19 protein-coding genes are annotated in these 16,860 nt (G+C 36.1%); 2 read left to right on the top strand and 17 right to left on the bottom strand.

Annotation, left to right across the window (positions count from 1 at the left end):
• Window positions 1-69: 69 nt before the first annotated feature.
• Genes MHH73_RS14255 through MHH73_RS14265 form a run of 3 tightly spaced genes read right to left on the bottom strand, consistent with a single transcriptional unit; the run spans window position 70 to window position 1,754 of the window.
• Window positions 70-255 carry a capping complex subunit for YIEGIA gene (locus MHH73_RS14255; protein WP_191810850.1) on the bottom strand — a complete coding sequence of 62 codons (186 nt, stop codon included), beginning with the start codon at window positions 253-255 and terminating at the stop codon, window positions 70-72.
• Between the two features lie 16 nt (window positions 256-271).
• A complete protein-coding gene (locus MHH73_RS14260; RefSeq protein WP_191810847.1) occupies window positions 272-1,150 on the bottom strand; it encodes a YIEGIA family protein in 879 nt (292 codons plus the stop codon).
• Window positions 1,143-1,754 carry a YphA family membrane protein gene (locus tag MHH73_RS14265; RefSeq protein WP_341067656.1) on the bottom strand — a complete coding sequence of 204 codons (612 nt, stop codon included), beginning with the start codon at window positions 1,752-1,754 and terminating at the stop codon, window positions 1,143-1,145. Before MHH73_RS14265 ends, MHH73_RS14260 begins: the two co-directional genes overlap by 8 nt.
• Before the next feature lie 106 nt (window positions 1,755-1,860).
• Here MHH73_RS14265 and MHH73_RS14270 point away from each other — a divergent pair, with 106 nt between their 5' ends.
• Window positions 1,861-2,001 (top strand): YpzI family protein, encoded by a 141-nt coding sequence (locus tag MHH73_RS14270; RefSeq protein WP_191810843.1) that lies wholly within the window; start codon window positions 1,861-1,863, stop codon window positions 1,999-2,001.
• Between the two features lie 209 nt (window positions 2,002-2,210).
• Here the strand turns inward: MHH73_RS14270 and fni are convergent, their stop codons facing one another.
• The 9 genes from fni to prsW all read right to left on the bottom strand — a co-directional run bounded on the left by fni (window position 2,211) and on the right by prsW (window position 10,559).
• Window positions 2,211-3,275 carry a type 2 isopentenyl-diphosphate Delta-isomerase gene (fni, locus tag MHH73_RS14275; RefSeq protein WP_341067659.1) on the bottom strand — a complete coding sequence of 355 codons (1,065 nt, stop codon included), beginning with the start codon at window positions 3,273-3,275 and terminating at the stop codon, window positions 2,211-2,213.
• Between the two features lie 13 nt (window positions 3,276-3,288).
• Window positions 3,289-4,425, bottom strand: coding sequence for a 30S ribosomal protein S1 (gene rpsA, locus MHH73_RS14280; protein ID WP_191810839.1), 1,137 nt, complete (start codon window positions 4,423-4,425; stop codon window positions 3,289-3,291).
• Window positions 4,426-4,598: 173 nt separating this feature from the next.
• Window positions 4,599-5,180: a lysophospholipid acyltransferase family protein gene (locus MHH73_RS14285; protein ID WP_341067662.1), complete on the bottom strand. Its 582-nt coding sequence runs from the start codon at window positions 5,178-5,180 to the stop codon at window positions 4,599-4,601.
• A gap of 4 nt (window positions 5,181-5,184) precedes the next feature.
• Complete coding sequence (gene cmk, locus MHH73_RS14290; RefSeq protein WP_191810835.1) at window positions 5,185-5,853, bottom strand: (d)CMP kinase; 669 nt, start codon at window positions 5,851-5,853, stop codon at window positions 5,185-5,187.
• A 257-nt stretch (window positions 5,854-6,110) separates the two neighbouring features.
• The gene (locus MHH73_RS14295) at window positions 6,111-6,296 is read right to left on the bottom strand and encodes a DUF5359 family protein (protein ID WP_341067665.1); all 186 of its coding nucleotides are present in this window, start codon (window positions 6,294-6,296) and stop codon (window positions 6,111-6,113) included.
• A 57-nt stretch (window positions 6,297-6,353) separates the two neighbouring features.
• Window positions 6,354-7,007, bottom strand: coding sequence for a flagellar brake protein (locus tag MHH73_RS14300; RefSeq protein WP_191810831.1), 654 nt, complete (start codon window positions 7,005-7,007; stop codon window positions 6,354-6,356).
• 184 nt (window positions 7,008-7,191) lie between these two features.
• On the bottom strand, window positions 7,192-8,541 hold the full coding sequence (gene ypeB / locus MHH73_RS14305; protein WP_191810829.1) for a germination protein YpeB: 1,350 nt from the start codon (window positions 8,539-8,541) through the stop codon (window positions 7,192-7,194).
• Window positions 8,542-8,554: 13 nt separating this feature from the next.
• The gene (sleB, locus tag MHH73_RS14310) at window positions 8,555-9,334 is read right to left on the bottom strand and encodes a spore cortex-lytic enzyme (RefSeq protein ID WP_404826065.1); all 780 of its coding nucleotides are present in this window, start codon (window positions 9,332-9,334) and stop codon (window positions 8,555-8,557) included.
• Window positions 9,335-9,872: 538 nt separating this feature from the next.
• Window positions 9,873-10,559, bottom strand: a complete 687-nt coding sequence (gene prsW / locus MHH73_RS14315; RefSeq protein WP_191810825.1) for a glutamic-type intramembrane protease PrsW — start codon at window positions 10,557-10,559, stop codon at window positions 9,873-9,875.
• A 102-nt stretch (window positions 10,560-10,661) separates the two neighbouring features.
• Between prsW and MHH73_RS14320 the strand changes: the two genes are divergently transcribed.
• A complete protein-coding gene (locus MHH73_RS14320) occupies window positions 10,662-11,633 on the top strand; it encodes an asparaginase (protein ID WP_191810823.1) in 972 nt (323 codons plus the stop codon).
• Window positions 11,634-11,910: 277 nt separating this feature from the next.
• On the opposite strand, the gene MHH73_RS14325 is transcribed toward MHH73_RS14320, so the two are convergent.
• The 5 genes from MHH73_RS14325 to MHH73_RS14345 all read right to left on the bottom strand — a co-directional run bounded on the left by MHH73_RS14325 (window position 11,911) and on the right by MHH73_RS14345 (window position 16,848).
• Entirely contained in the window at window positions 11,911-12,876 is a 966-nt protein-coding gene (locus tag MHH73_RS14325; protein ID WP_341067673.1) for a YpdA family putative bacillithiol disulfide reductase, read from the bottom strand.
• 120 nt (window positions 12,877-12,996) lie between these two features.
• Window positions 12,997-14,274, bottom strand: coding sequence for a Glu/Leu/Phe/Val family dehydrogenase (locus MHH73_RS14330; protein WP_191811365.1), 1,278 nt, complete (start codon window positions 14,272-14,274; stop codon window positions 12,997-12,999).
• A 366-nt stretch (window positions 14,275-14,640) separates the two neighbouring features.
• The gene (locus tag MHH73_RS14335) at window positions 14,641-15,219 is read right to left on the bottom strand and encodes an adaptor protein MecA (protein ID WP_191810818.1); all 579 of its coding nucleotides are present in this window, start codon (window positions 15,217-15,219) and stop codon (window positions 14,641-14,643) included.
• Window positions 15,220-15,255: 36 nt separating this feature from the next.
• A complete protein-coding gene (locus tag MHH73_RS14340) occupies window positions 15,256-16,077 on the bottom strand; it encodes a metallophosphoesterase (RefSeq protein WP_341067676.1) in 822 nt (273 codons plus the stop codon).
• 312 nt (window positions 16,078-16,389) lie between these two features.
• Window positions 16,390-16,848 carry a YpbF family protein gene (locus MHH73_RS14345; protein WP_341067678.1) on the bottom strand — a complete coding sequence of 153 codons (459 nt, stop codon included), beginning with the start codon at window positions 16,846-16,848 and terminating at the stop codon, window positions 16,390-16,392.
• Window positions 16,849-16,860 lie beyond the last annotated feature (12 nt).

Here is a 16,860-nt window from a genome sequence, read left to right on the forward strand (position 1 = left end):
TGAAGGGTTCAACTATAATATATTACCAAACAGCCACCTTCCTTACAAGAAGAAGCTACATATTCATTATTAATGGCGGACAATCACATACATTTCTTCAGTCAGCAAATGAGCAATCCCATCTAAAATGGCTTCTAAATTTGTAGCGATCACTTCCATTTCTTTTTTATCCTCACAATGAAACACCGCTGCACCACTAGGGACTTTCTTTGGATTTGTTGTAATAACTGCAAGTACAAATTTATTGACTTCCATCATTTATCCCTCCCTATTATTTCGGCACATGCATTTCTTTTGGCATTTTTATTGCATTTTCCAAAGTTGGTACTTGACCTATAACTTTAATTGCTTTTTCAACCGTTTTTTCCTGTGGTAGGATGAATACCCCTACTCGCCCATCATCTAAATCCCTTTTTGCTAGTGGCACAAGTGCTGGAGCACCTGAATCTGTCACTACCCCTAGAGCTGTAGAAACATCATGTAATATCGCTTGCCTTTGTCCTAAGTTTGCAATTGTTGTATTGACATTAAAATTTTTCGGGATCAGAATAAACCCCATTCCATACTTTAAAACTTCTTCTTGTCTTTCTGGAAGTCCAATGTTCATAATATAAATGTTGTCAACATATAATCCGGCACCGTCGAAATGGGGTTTCACAGGTTTAATTTCAACGATATCTGATAACTTACCACCACTCATCATTGCTTTTGATAATACGACGGAAATAGCAGCAGCGATTAGTGCGACCCACAGATTAAATAAGAGGTAAAATAATGTGGTAATAAGCGATGTAAACATGACCAAATAATTCCTACTTTCAAAAGCAATGGCTATTCCTTCTATATAGGTCCTACCTCGTGGAACCATTTCATAACTATCCAATTCAGTTAAAGTATTTCTTTCCATATTTCTAACCTCACGGAACTGTGAAGCAGCAACGGTTAAGAAGGTGATCGCAGTAAAATCCTCCTCCATGATTGACGGGATGGCAACACTTCCTAATCCAGCAGCAATAAAACCTAAGGCAATATGAATAATCTTCCCATGTAAATAGGTTGGATACTGTCGATAATCTGTTCTTAACATATATATTCTTGTTAATGTGCCTGTCAATACACCTAAAACAACTGGATAGATATATTCATTCATGATAATTTTGCTTCTCCTTTACTAATGGGTTTAAGTTTCTTTCGAGATAAGCAGCCAAATATTCAATCATATTCCACCCAGAAACAACGACAAATGCCATACTTAGGACATCAAGAAAGCGAAAAGATCCAATTTGGAAAGGAAATCCATACTTTTGAATAATAAGCGCAAATATTACCTCTCCGTTCAATGCAGCAAACATTAATATACAAATACGGCTTAACGCACGCTTATGAAGAAATATGACTAAGCATGCTAGAATAACAGCTAACATCCAGTCACGGTTAAAAACAAACCAGATTGGATCAAACATCTCAAAGCATAGAAAAGCACAGTAAGCAAATGAGACAATGAGCATACATGTAACCAAATAGAGAGGATGACCACATTTCGTTTTAATATAAAGACAACTAGTGACAATATAGAGAAGGAAGAAGCTGACCCCAATTTCTGTCGTTCCTATTGAAAAATGATAAGGCGTAATGATAATAAGCAATAATAGTGCGACTGACGCTAAATAACGATAGGTATTTGCCTTACTGACGAAAAATGTGACAATAATCCAGAGTGACCAAGCAATCCAATAAAAGAAAAGACCTTCCATATACATACACCTCCTACTATCCCCATTATGGGTAGAAACTATGTAGTTTAATCTATTTGAATAAAAAATCTCTGGTTTCTTATCTTAATAATTAGGAGGTGTTTATATGGGAAAAGATCGTCAGGAAAAAAAACTAAAAAAGAGCAAGCGAGTCGAATCAGATCGTGACCAAAGTATTCAGTACGATGGGGCAACAACAATGCAAAGTCCAGAAAACGCTCGTCAATTAAATAATCCCAATGAATAACTCAAAAGAACGGCAAACCGCTTAGTAACGGTATTACTCTTTAATGCAACTTTTATTAAAATATTTCCCCTAATTACGTGTTAGCGCGATTTTTGTTTTAGACAACAAAGTCGCGCACATCTCTTTAATATGACTTTTATTAAAAGGATCCATTTAAACCTAAAAAAGAGACTACTCTTGTGAGCAGCCTCTTATTTTAATCTGAATTCTTATATTGAATGAATCGTTCTTGTACTGTATTTACGTGTATCAATTTGTCGCTGTTGCAACCACTCAAGCACTTCTCCCTTAAAAATAAGGGGGGCATGTTGTAATTCATCAAGATTGCAGGCACCGATAGCTGTCATAATCATCCTTAACTCTTCATGAATGGATGTCACTTCTTCTATTACTGCTTCGTAACCAGAATCCACTAATATCTTCAAGAAATACCCTGCCATTCCCACACCGTTAGCGCCAAGAGCAATCGATTTTGCAATATCCATACTCGTCTGAATTCCCCCAGATGCTAGTATCGTAATGTCACTACCATGTGAATGAGCTTCGACAATAGATGTAGCAGTCGGAATCCCCCATCCATCAAAGAACGACAGTCCCCTCTCTCTTCGTTCGTTCTCAATTTTAGAAAAATTAGTGCCACCATATCCACCAACATCTATGATATTAACGCCCACACCTTCAAGCTTTGCTACTGCTTCACGACTCATACCGAACCCTACTTCTTTGACGATAATTGGCACATCTACTTGGTTTACAATCTTTTCGATACGTTTGAGGGCATGCGAAAAATCACGATCTCCCTCTGGCATCGTTAACTCTTGAACGACATTTAAATGAATTTGTAAAGCGTCAGCCTGAATCATCTCTACCGCATCTTTTGCTTGATTGATTGTGGCTTCGCTACCCAAATTTGCAAATATAAGCCCTTCTGGATTTTCTTCTCGAACAACTTCATATGAAGTACGTTCTTCCTTATCTTTTAACGCTGCCATCTGTGAGCCTACAGCCATCCCTACGCCTGTTTCTTTTGCCACCCGCGCGAGCTGACTATTAATTTCAAGTGTCTTTGCACCGCCGCCGCCGGTCATTGCATTGATAAAAATAGGCGAACTAGTTTTTAGTTCGCCTATTTTCGTTCCCAAATGAACCTTTGAGAGAGATGTGTTAGGTAAGCTTTGATGTACAAAAGAAACACAATCAAATCCAGCGTTACTCGTTTGACCAGTTGTTAGTGCATATTGAATATGATCCCATTTTCTCTTTGCTCTCGTCACTATACTACCACCATTATTTATTTAATTTCTTTAACTGTTCACCAATCATTTCGCCTAATTGGAATCCTTTAGACTCTTCAGGCAGTTCATAATCAGTTGGTTCTTCTTCTTTTTCTACAAGATCTTTAATGCTTAAAGAAAGTCTTTCATCTCCCTCATTCACATCAAGAACTTTCACTTGCACTGCTTGGCCTTCTTTTAATACTTCATGCGGTGTAGCGATATGTTTATGGGCAATTTGAGAAATATGAACAAGCCCTTCTACTCCAGGGAATACTTCTACAAAAGCACCATAAGATACAAGTCTTTTCACAGTGCCTTCTAATACACTTCCTTTAGGTGCTTTTTCAGCAATACCATCCCAAGGACCAGGCAGAGTATCTTTAATAGATAGTGAAATTCGTTCATTATCCTTATCCACACTAAGGACTTTTACTTTCACAGATTGACCTTCCGCAACAACATCTGAAGGCTTCGCAACATGTTCATAAGAAAGCTGTGAAATATGGACTAAACCATCAACACCGCCGATATCAACGAAAGCACCGAAATCTGTAATTCGTTGTACAGTTCCATCAATCACGCTTCCAGCTTCAAGCGATTCAAGTAATTCTTTCTTTTGCTTTCCTTGTTCCTCTTCAACAACTGCACGATGAGAAAGAATTAAACGGTTTTTCTCTTTATCTAACTCAACAATTTTAAAAGCTAATGTTTGCCCTTTATAGTCTGAGAAATCTTCAACGAAATGTGCTTCAACTAAAGAAGCTGGTACAAATCCGCGGACCCCAAGGTCAACGACTAATCCACCTTTAACAACATCTTTAATTTCAGCATCAAAAACTTCACCGTCATTGAATTTTTGTTCTAGTTGTTCCCAAGACTTTTCAGCATCTACTTTGCGCTTTGATAGTACGAGCGCTTCTTCTTCTACTTTTAACACTTCTAATTGTAGCTCATCACCTTCTGCAACAGCATCACTAGCTGTTTCTACATGAAGACTTGATAATTCACTAATTGGAATAATACCATCTAATTTGCTATTTTCGATATCGACAATCACTTGCTTCTCTTCTACTTTTGTCACTTTACCATTGACTTTATCGCCAACTTCAAAATTTGCTACTTCAATTTCATTCATTTCTTCTGACATATGTATTCCTCCTTAATCCAATGGCTAATTTCATTTTCCACTTATAAAATGCAATCTTACTAAGTGTAAATTGCACTAAATAAACTAGAGTTGTAAAACCACTTTGATCCTGAAATATAAAATGCCTTTTTATAAACTTCTTACAAATAGCACCTTTTGTCAAGTAAGAAGGTTTAGCGATTCTGTTCGATTAATTTTTTTATTTCATTCATAATGATATCCGTTGTTTCTTCTGCATTGACTTTTTTTGCTCGGATTTCATCCATTGGAATAGGCTTTCCGTAAACGACTTTTAATTTCCTAAAAGGCTTATACGGGCCAATGATGGCACAAGGTACGACAGCAGCATCTGAACGAAGAGCAAAGAACCCTGCACCGGCAAGACCTTTACCAACTTCTCCAGTTTTACTCCTCGTCCCTTCTGGAAATAAACCTAAAACATTTCCTTCCTTAAGAACCTTCAAGCCTTTTCTCAATGCTTCACGATCACTCATTCCTCTTTTTACAGAAAAAGCATTCAGATGTGGTAATAACTTCCCTAAAACCGGTGCGTTAAACAACTCTTCTTTTGCCATAAAGTGAATGTCTCGTGGTGCTGTAATCCCTACAATTGGCGGATCCAGGTTATCAATATGATTGCAACATAAAAGGACGCCACCTTCTACCGGGACATTCTCCCTACCCTTAACATCCATGCGATAAACGGGCTTTAGCAAGCCTTTGACTATAGAGCGTGCAAATGTATATACACTCATATGATTAAATCCTTTCCTCAACCAACTTCATAATGCTATCAACAACTTCGTGAATGTTTAGTGATGTTGTATCCAATTCCACTGCATCCTCAGCTTTTTTGAGCGGTGCAACTTCCCTTTCCGAATCTAACTTATCTCTATTAGCAATTTCCTCTTTTAAAAGAGCTAAATCAGAAGGAAAACCCTTTTCTAAGTTTTCAGCGTGGCGGCGAGCTGCTCGCTCATCCACTGATGCTAAAAGAAATACTTTTACTTCTGCATCAGGTAAAACATGTGTACCAATATCACGACCATCCATCACTACACCACCTTCTTGACCGAAGCGTTGTTGACGAACAACCATTTCTTCCCTTACCAGCTTATGCTTTGAAACCGTTGACACTGAATTAGTTACTTCAGCTGTTCTAATTTCAGTAGAAACATCTAACCCATCTAAAAGAATACGTTGGCCAGATTCTCCAGGATTTAAAACAATCTCTGTCTCTTTTAACAAATGAATTAATGACTCTTCATCATTTATATCTATTTCTGACTGCAACGCTTTAAATGTTAATGCGCGATACATCGCCCCTGTATCTATATAAATATAATGAAGCTTTTCAGCTATGATTTTGGCAACTGTACTTTTCCCCGCTGCTGCAGGTCCATCGATGGCAATTGATATTTTATTCATAAACCCTCCTGAAATACCTATACAAATATATTCTTTACGTTTTATATTCTATCATAAATTTACTTAATTAGTTGTAATGATTATGTGTCTTTAATAATACCCTCCTTTAAGAAAGAGTCTATTTATTGATTAAATTAATCCGTAGTTTTAAAAAATAAGAGAAATACTAAAAAAAGGATGTTCTTAAAAAGAACCATCCAAAAGGTTTGTCGTTCAAGCTATTGTTTCTGTTGGTCTACTTTTATAATAAAATCAAGTTAAGGTCTATTTATATTAACTACCTCCTCATCCTTATATTCTATATGATGATTCACGCCTTCATATCTTGTCACTTCATTAAAATGCGGAAATAGGTGTAAATAATGAAAAATGGTTTGAAATAATAGTAACAATCCAAGATGAAAAATGACTAATAGGATGAGTGTACGTTCAAATATTTTCACCCTTCCACCTCCTATTAATCATTATGGAGACACAAAAAAGATTTTATGCTGTTCTACTTAAGATTGTTTACTTTTTTTCATATGAAATAACTGTTGTTCGATGCAAAATCTCATCATTGCTTGTCTATCTTCTGCATTTAGTTGCGGAAATTTAAAAGAGATAACGAGTCGCCCATCAGCTAATGGCTCTTTCCTTACATATTCTGAAGCTAAAACAAAGGAACGCTTATTACCTTCAATCACAAGAGAAAAACGCAATAAATAAGGGGATCGTTTATACAAATTTTTAAAATCATTAACAACTACAGCTATTCCTCCTGCACTTATATTTCTACTTATCCCTAGAATGGAGTGAGATGTCCCTTCATCTATTGGTTGGATTTCAACAGATTCATTGACGTCTACTCTAACATACTCCCGCATCTGTTCCTTCTCATGAGTAAATTCTTTTGCATAAGCAATTTTCAATAATGGTGTTGACTGCTTCATTCGGCCAACCACTCTTCCAGAGAAGAAAAACATTTTCCCATTTGCATTGTAAGCAACACACTTAATTCTTCTTCCATCTTCTAAGTACATTTTCCGATTCGTTTGTAAACAAACAGGATAATGTATATGTATTACATCCTCTTCTATTTCAGCAATTCTAGATATGTACTTGCCTTCACCTGATAAATAATATTCTATATACAATTGATCACCTGGCGACAATGAATTCCCTCCTAACCTTTTCTACTTTTCCTTATTTTATCACTTAACCGTTACAAAAGAACTATTTTTTAATTAATATTAGATGCGAATCATAACAACTTGGTATAACCACATTGTCATGACTTTGTTTAGCCAAAAGGTATCCATAAAACAAAAAGAACCCTTGCTAGGGTCCTTTTCTGCCTTATACTACATCTTCATAAATCGGTTCTGCATTTTGCAACTTTTCTACTTTTTCTTCTCTTCCATTTTCACTATTAATATAGATGCGGTATGTATCCTCACCTAATGTCCCAGTAAATTCATAACAAAGTACTTCTTCATTACTATCATTCAAAATAATCGCTAAACGGTCATCCATAATTTTAAGTTGACTATTGATTTTTGTTCGTGCTTCCTCTTTTGATAACTTTGCTTGAGGAATATCTCGCTTATGATGTGATTTCAAATAATCCTCTGCTGAAAACCCTAAAATTTGCCCATTATCTAATGCTACTTTCATCTTAATTGAATCTGGGTAAATTCTTACATCGTCCTGTTTAGAAACAAATGTAAACACGCCCATTTGATCATATTGCACACTTTCAAAAAGATCCAGATCTTCAAACTCATTGTCCTTTAAAAATTTCACTGCTGATTGATGGGCATCTTCCAGACTGATTTTTTGTTGTTTTACTTCTCTTGCTGTGATAAGCCAAATAGGATAACCGCCCTTTTTAGTAATATCTAAATTGGTTTCTACGCTTTGTTTAGGAGACTTTAGAGATACACTAAAAAATCCATAATCCGATCCTTCACCATTTTCTGCAACGGTTGCTTTCACATCATCAGGGGATTGCGCATATTTCTTCGCTTCAGATACAGCTTCTTTTTTAGATATTTCTTTTCCTTCTAAGTATTGATAGTTCTCATCTTTCTTTTGCATATTTACAAATGCAGGACCTAAATCCGTCTCATCGTATCCCTCGACAGTTTTTTCAACTGTTTGAAAGCCGTCAATAATTGTATTATCTGCTGCTTCATTATTTGTAGCAAGCGCTGTTTCGACATCCATCCAGCGTAAGTCATTTTTGACGACCATATGCTGTACATTCCGTAATTCCGACTGAATATCTGCTGCTTGTTTGTATAAACCTTGTAATGACTGATATTCTTCATCTGTCAATGGGTCTTTATCCAAATCTCTAATCGCTGCCTGATAACTAAACTCACCAATTTGAGCTAAAAATTCTTCCGTTTTATTAAATGGTAAAAGTGATAGTGGCAGTTGACCTACATCTGAATGTGCTTGAGAGGTAATTCTCCACACATCCGCAAGTGCAGGAGACAGTGAACTTCTAGAATTCATTGCCAATGTGGACCCAATTTTATCGTGTAATACATCGATTTCATAAGTGAGTTCATGAAATGCACGTTGATAATTGTTTTCTGCGTTAATTAATATCGCATTTTTCTCACGATGTTCTTGATAACCCCAGACAGCAGTTCCAATCACACCAACTGAAAGAACAGTTATGAGTATTCCTTTTAACACGTGACTTCACTCCTTATTTACAGAATATATGTTGTCCAATTTTCTTAATTTGTGGTCTTGTCCAAATCCAAGGACTTGTTGCAGTATCGGGATTAAAGTAATAGAGGGCATCTCCACTTGGATCCCAGCCATTTATTGCATCTATCACTGCTTCTCTCGCTGTTTCATTAGGCGTCAACCAAATTTGCCCATCTGCAACAGCCGTAAATGCTCTTGGTTCAAAGATTACGCCATAAACCGTATCTGGAAAAGACGCACTTTCTACTCTATTCAAAATTACAGCCGCTACCGCTACTTGACCTATATAAGGCTCGCCACGCGCCTCACCGTACACAGCATTTGCCATTATTTGAATGTCGTTTTCCGAAAACCCGCTAGGAACATTTGCCGAAGTTGCACCACCACCGGAATTTCCACTTGATGCATTTCCATCATTTTGATTTGACCCACCATTATTAGCAGGTGCTTGTTGATTTAAATCAGTACCGCCATAATGTGTAAATGAATTCCCTTGATTAATTTGATTTTGTACATATTGCTTATCATAATTAGACGCACTTACCAACTTGTTCTTTGTACTAGAACCAGCAAGCCCATCTATATCCAAGCCAAATTCATATTGAAAATTGCGTAATGCCCAATATGTCCCCCAACCGAAGACACCATCGATTTTACCATTATAGAATCCTAAATATTGCAATCTTGCTTGTAGCTCAATGACATCATCACCAATCGCTCCTTGTCTAATCACTTGATTCGAAAAAGCATTTGCCGACTTATCCAATTCAGCCATTGGAATAGCCGTCGCTATAAGCAGTAGTATTAGCATCACTTTAGTAAACATCAATAGTTGTTTCATCGTACTAACCTCCAAAAATACATCTTTTCATCTGTTAAACATTCAGGTAACCTACTATGGCGTTTTGCAGGCAAATAATGATGGCAGGAACAGTTCATCCTCGATCTCATCTTTTTTCACCGTCACTAATCATCGAGGAAGCTAACAATACATCTATTTTTTGTTCCAATTGGCTTTTTATTCAAATTCCATGAGAAAATCATTTGGATAAATATAGCATTTACAGATTGACCATTAATAAAAGGCTAGGAACATCTTTTTAAATGAACGAAGACGTTGAGATTTAACGATTGATAAAATTTTATATCTATGTTAGATCTTCTAATGAAAGAAGGAATTCATTTACCTTTAGCTTTAGCTTTTATTCGAAAGCCTAGGCTGACAAAAAGAAAAAAGGTGGATTTGAGTATACTCAAATCCACCTTTTTCTTTATCTGAAGCTCATTCTCTCATAGCCTCTTTTTAAACAAGTTTAACCATAATTTGTTCTTGTATCTTCTAACGATTGATTATATTTAGCACTTAAAATTCTCGCTTGTTTGGCTTTTTTTAACCCCATCCACCAAAGAAAGATCATAAATGGAACAATAAAGAGCAACCAATTTTCTAATGTTAATAAAATGTAATCATATGTTCCATGCAAAAGGAAAGGTGTTGCCAAAGATAAGCATAGCCATTTCCCCTTAGATGTTTTCGAAAACTTTCCTTTACCTAAATAATAGCCCATAATTACGCCAAAAAGGGCATGACTAGAAACCGGGAATAGCGCACGACCTAGCGCATGCTCAATTCCAAGTGTCAATAAATAAAAAATATTCTCCAATGTAGCAAACCCAAGTGATACTGCTGCGCCATAGACAATACCGTCATATGGTTCATCAAAGTGCACATGGGGATAAATAATTATAAGTAGGATAAACCATTTAAAAAATTCCTCGAGCATACTAGAGGAAAGAAAAGCAGAAACAAAATGAGAAGTAAACACTTGTTCTTCTTCAAATACATATTGGATAAACATTATGGGAAACACAAGAAGTGCCCCAAATAAAAAGGTTCTAAAAACCATCGAAAAGGGCTCAGTCTCATATTGATCTTTTAAATAAAAGTAACTTAATAATGCCAAGCCAGGAGCAATGGCAGCAGATATTAATCCCAGCATAGGCTGTTCCTCTTTTCAAAGCTTTTCTTTAATCGTATCATGTATAGGTAAGATTGAAAATGGATTTACCAAAATAATTACATATTAATTGGAGGGAGCAAGTTGGATAAAAAGAAAATACTCCTAATTCATACAGGTGGGACCATTTCAATGAGTGAGGATGTTGAAACAGGGGCTGTTTTAACAAATGAAGAAAACCCGTTAACAAGACAAACAAAAGAGTTAAATGAGCTTGCGCACTTGATTGTCGAGGAGCCATTTCAATTACCTTCTCCACATATTACGCAAAAGGAAATGCTTATATTAAGAAACTTGATTCATTCTTATAAGGATAAAGTATCTGGTGTTGTCATAACGCATGGAACCGATACACTGGAAGAAACCGCCTATTTTCTTGACTTAACAGTAAAGGGCTCTTTGCCGATTGTCGTTACAGGGGCTATGCGTTCTAGTAATGAAATTGGCTCAGATGGATTATATAACCTGATTTCCTCCATTCGTGTAGCCATTTGTGATGAGGCGGATGGAAAGGGCGTTTTAGTCGTACTGAATGATGAAATTCACACAGCTGAAAATGTCACAAAGACACATACGAGCAACGTCTCGACCTTTCAAAGTCCTCAATATGGACCCATAGGTATAGTCACTAAAAGAGGTGTACTTTTTCATCATCTCCCTGTTCAACATGCACATTTTGAAATTGAACAAGCAGATAAACAAGTAATGCTCATTAAAGCTCATGCCGGTATGGATTCTACTCTATTAGGAGCCATTGCACAAACTACATGTGATGGATTGGTGATTGAAGCACTAGGACAAGGAAACCTTCCGCCCGCAATGCTTCCTGGTATAAAAGGTTTACTCGCTAGAAAGATTCCTATTATTATCGTATCAAGATGCTTTAATGGCATCGCCCAAGACGTTTATGGTTATCCTGGAGGGGGCAAAGAATTAAAAGAACTTGGCCTCATTTTTTCTAATGGATTAAATGGGCAAAAAGCCCGTATTAAACTTTTAATTGCTTTGGAAAGTAGGATGCCTTTCGAAGAACTGGAAAAAATGTTTCAACTATAAAAGCTGATTTAGGGTATTTTAATGAGTTAAAAACCAAACTGTTACAATATTTCATCTACACATAAGCTCATACCAATGACAATGGCGAGAATTTTAATGATAGTAACCAACGAAATATTAGCACAGAGATAATCACCCTTTACAAAAGTCAAATTAATATTCACAAAATAAATCCATACAATTTGAAAACCCGAACAAAAGCAAAGCACTATTGAAAAGTGTTTTGCCAAAAAGTTCGGGTTTACTTACGCGCATATTCTCATCTGAGCTTGTTTGCTTATTGCTCTTTCTCTTTTATCGCTTTGGCAATCATTTCGCCATGATACCTACCATTTTCGATAAATATTTCATTTGCATTATTACCTGCTGCAATCACGCCAGCAATATATATTCCTTCTACATTTGTCTCCATTGTTTCAGGATGATGTTCAGGCTTTCCGGATTCTTCGTCTTTTTTAATGCCTATTGATTGTAAAAAAGTATGGTCTGGATGATAACCAGTCATGGCAAAGACAAAATCATTCGCGATTTCATTTATTTGCCCATCTTTCTCATAGACAACAGAATTTGCTCTAATTTCCTGAACATTTGCATTAAATTCCATTTGAATATTCTCATGACGAACAAGTGAATCAAACTGTGGTAAAATCCACGGCTTCACGCTTTTTGAATATTCCTCTCCCCGATAGAGAACTGTCACATTTGCACCAGCCTTCTCTAATTCAATGGCCGCATCAACACTGGAGTTTTTCCCACCAATGACCACAACATCTTTATCAAAAAACGGATGAGCTTCCTTAAAGTAATGAAAGACCTTATCTAACTCCTCACCCGGAATCCCCATATAGTTTGGTTGATCATAATACCCCGTGGCTATAATGACATAAGATGATTGATATTCCGCTTTATCTGTTTGCACCGAGAAGACATTTTCTTTCTTTGTGATGCTTTCAACCTTTTCATAAGCATTTACATTGATTGCTTTCCGTTTAACCACTTCTCTATAATAGGTAAGTGCTTGATTTCTATTGGGTTTATGTTCAACCGTTACAAACGGTATATTACCAATTTCTAATTTTTGACTAGAACTAAAGAACGTTTGATGAGTCGGGTAGCGATAAATGGCATTAACAATGTTGCCCTTCTCAATGACTAAAACATCTTTCCCTAACCCCTGTAAACAAATGGCTGCGGCTAATCCACATGGTCCACCACCAACCACAATTGCATCTTTTTTTTCCATGATGATTCACCTCTTGGACTGACCCGTATGATATTTAATATATGTAGAAATGAAAAAAATCTCCTAATGTATATAATAGGAGATTTTTTCCCTTCTTTCAAATGTAATAAATTATGAAAATTAAATCCAACCTCTAAATCTTGACGCTTCAGCCATTTTACGTACACCAACCATATACGCAGCTAAGCGCATATCTACTCTACGAGTTTGAGCGGTTTCATAAATATTATTGAATGATTTCACAAGAATTTTTTCTAATTTTTCTTCTACTTCTTCTTCAGACCAATAATAGCCTTGGTTATTCTGCACCCATTCAAAATAGGAAACTGTTACACCACCGGAGGATGCAAGTACATCAGGTACAAGAAGAATATCTCTATCCGTTAATATTTGCGTCGCTTCTAGTGTTGTTGGACCATTAGCAGCCTCTACTACAATACTTGCTTTAATATTATGTGCGTTTTCCTCAGTAATTTGGTTTTCAATTGCTGCAGGAACCAATACGTCACAATCGAGCTCAAGTAGCTCTTTATTTGAAATCGTTTCATTAAATAACTTTGTTACCGTTCCAAAACTATCACGGCGATCAAGTAAGTAATCAATATCTAAACCATTAGGGTCATGAAGCGCACCGTATGCATCAGAAATACCCACGACTTTTGCGCCTTCATCATGCATAAACTTCGCTAAGAAGCTACCAGCATTACCAAAACCTTGTACAACCACGCGAGCACCTTTTAAATTAATACCCTTTTTCTTGACTGCTTCATGGATACAAATCGTAACCCCTTTTGCTGTTGCTGATTCCCTACCATGAGAACCACCAAGTACAAGTGGCTTACCAGTAATAAATCCTGGGGAATTAAATTCATCCATTCTGCTATATTCATCCATCATCCAGGCCATAATCTGTGAATTTGTAAAAACGTCTGGAGCTGGAATATCTTTTGTAGGACCAACAATTTGGCTAATCGCTCTTACATACCCTCTACTTAATCTTTCAAGCTCACGGAAGGACATATCCCTTGGATCACAAACGATACCACCCTTACCTCCGCCATATGGTAGATCGACTATTCCGCATTTTAAGCTCATCCATATAGATAGTGCCTTCACTTCTTTTTCTGTTACATTAGGGTGAAAACGAATTCCCCCTTTTGTAGGACCGACTGAATCATTATGCTGAGCACGGTAACCCGTAAAAATCTTCACCGTCCCATCATCCATCCTAACAGGAATTTTCACTGTTAATAAACGCATTGGCTCTTTCAACAGTTCAAAAACCTCTTCTGGATATCCAAGTTTTTCCAAAGCTTTGTGGATTACGATTTGAGTTGACTTCAAAACGTCCATTTTATCTTCTTGATTCGTATGATCAGTACCTTTATCGGCCACTATTTGAAACCTCCTAGAAAAATTCACATTCTTTAGTTGTCCGCTTTCAAGACATAGTATACACCTTTGCTCTATTTATGCAAGAAGAAAAAACAATTTTTTCTTATTTTTATGTAAACGCTACCAAAGTGATAATATTGCCTATTTTCCTTATTTTCAAAAATATTTACATCTATTTTATTTTGCCTTTTTTAGCTGATTTCATTCATAAAATACTTATAGGTATTTTATCAAGATCAATTGAATTAATCTTATCAATAGACAGCATATTACATCCTATTCCCAAAGTTTTAAAACTATAAACACAAGGGAGACAGAATATTCAAGCAAATAGAATCATCACATCCTATTTGCTTGAAGGCAATAGTATTATTTAAAGTAAAATTTAATTTTTTCTAAAGCATGGTCTTTAATTAATTCTTTTCCGTATTCTTTAATGATATATAAACTAACAAAAGAAACCGTACCATATTCAGCTAGAATGGAAATAAGTTTTTCTTCCGCTTGTTTTCTATTGCATTCAATCATTAAATAATAAAGGTCGTTATAGACATATAATGAATTAACTACTTCTTCTTCCCATATTTTACGGTGACTTAATGAAATAATATTCTCAAAATCAGGAAATTCATATAAGATATAATTTTGTTTGTCTACATCTACTTGAAAATCAATGATCCCATCCTTAAGCCATTCTTCTTCCGCTTCTTCTTGTATCGTCACAATCATAACCATTCCTTGTATTTGCATTGAAAAAATCTCGATACTGATGGTGCCATATATATCAAGGTCAAATTCTTCACTTGCTTCCTCAAGCATATCTTGAAAAAGCTGATGCCATTTTAAAGAGTCCTTCCAAATATCTTCCTTTGACAAGCCTCTTTCAAACAAATCATCTAAAGTAAGCAAAATTTTAATTTTATTATCATTCAAACGCTCCAATTGCATTTTTTCCTGCCCCCTGCCCAGAACCGACTCTTGAGATTAGTGTATGGTATATACTTTAGTTGGTGAGTCGTCCTTAACATTTCCTTCTAAACTTGGATATAAAGAAAGAATATGAGTTTGTGCAGGTGCGCCAAGCCTTAAAGGCAAGGCTGTTGTCCCATAACCATTACTGACAAAATACGGTATATCATTTTTATATTTCATTCCGCCTTTTTCATAGGGTCCCCTGTTAAAAATACGAATTTGTCCCCCATGGGTATGTCCAGAAATCATAAATGAAATTTGGTGTTCTGGTAATAAATAGTCCACAATACCAGGATCATGGCTCATGAGAATACGACAGCCATTCCCAGCATCCTCAATGGCCAGATCAATCCGATCTCTTTCCCTACTAAAATCATCTGTTCCGAGTAACACGATACGTTCACCATCTGAACCTTCAAAACTGACTGCTGAATTATCAAGGATTTTCACTCCGAGATCTAATAGCAATGCATCTAGCTCATGAAAATCCACCTCATAATCATTATTCCCCCATACAAAGTAAGTCGGAGCAATAGATACAAGCTTTTCTATATTCCGTTTCGTCCTCGCCAAAGGTACTCCCTTTTCTGTTAAATCTCCCCCAATGCAAACGATGTCTACCTTTTTATCTTTAACAACTTGAATCAACTTTTCGGATAGCTCTCTACGATGGATATCAGAAATAAAAAAAATGTTTAATCCTGCAAGACTTCCTGGTACACCTTGTATTGCCACCTTTCTCACTTCAAGTGTATCTTTATGTGCCTCCTTATACATATAAACGACGACTCCAACGAAAATAAACAGGAAAACACCCGCTAATAGAATATACATGACTCCACCTCTTCTTATATGTACGAATATATAAGTTAGTCAAAAAAACTAAAAAAAGGATGCTCTAAAAACGAACAACCTAAATATGACTTATCTCGTTTCTACAAACTTAATACTTCTTGTGAGCTTGACCAATTGCCGTTGTGATGGCGGGTTCTCGACTGTGTACCTTTGTAACAAGTTCTTCGATTCCTACAATGCAATCACAAAATGGGGTGCGTTATAGTTATCTATTTCCCCTTAAGTTCTCTGTTTCTTAATTGTTACCAAAGAACAAGTAAAATGCCATTACGCCCTATGCATCGATGATGATTATTTGTTCTCATGAAACAAATTAATATCATAATTTTTCTTCATCATATTAAATACATGATGCCGGTTTTTCCACTCATCCTCTTTTTTCCACAAGTCTTTACTCTTATCGATGATCTCGCATCTAAGTGCATGATATTCTTTTTCAGCTTTATCGCGCTTCTTTTGTAATACGACCATATATCCATAAAGCCCAATCAAAGTTACCATGCTATATAAATTGAATGGTTGATTAATATAAACAGAAAAAACAGAAGCAAAAGAATAGGAATAAGGTAAATAAAATTGATAATACACAAAGATGACATAAGCAAATGTTAGAAATACAACTAGCCACATAATAACCAAATGCCACTCTTTCAATAGATCATATTTCGCTTTTCTCTCAACTACTTTTTGAAGCATTTGTCTCGTTGCTTGATCTGTTCGTTCATCCAGTTGATTAATTGCCGGTTCCATCGAACTCCCCCC

The organism is Cytobacillus sp. FSL K6-0265 (genome assembly GCF_038003465.1).
In the GTDB taxonomy this organism is placed as follows: domain Bacteria; phylum Bacillota; class Bacilli; order Bacillales; family Cytobacillaceae; genus Cytobacillus; species Cytobacillus stercorigallinarum.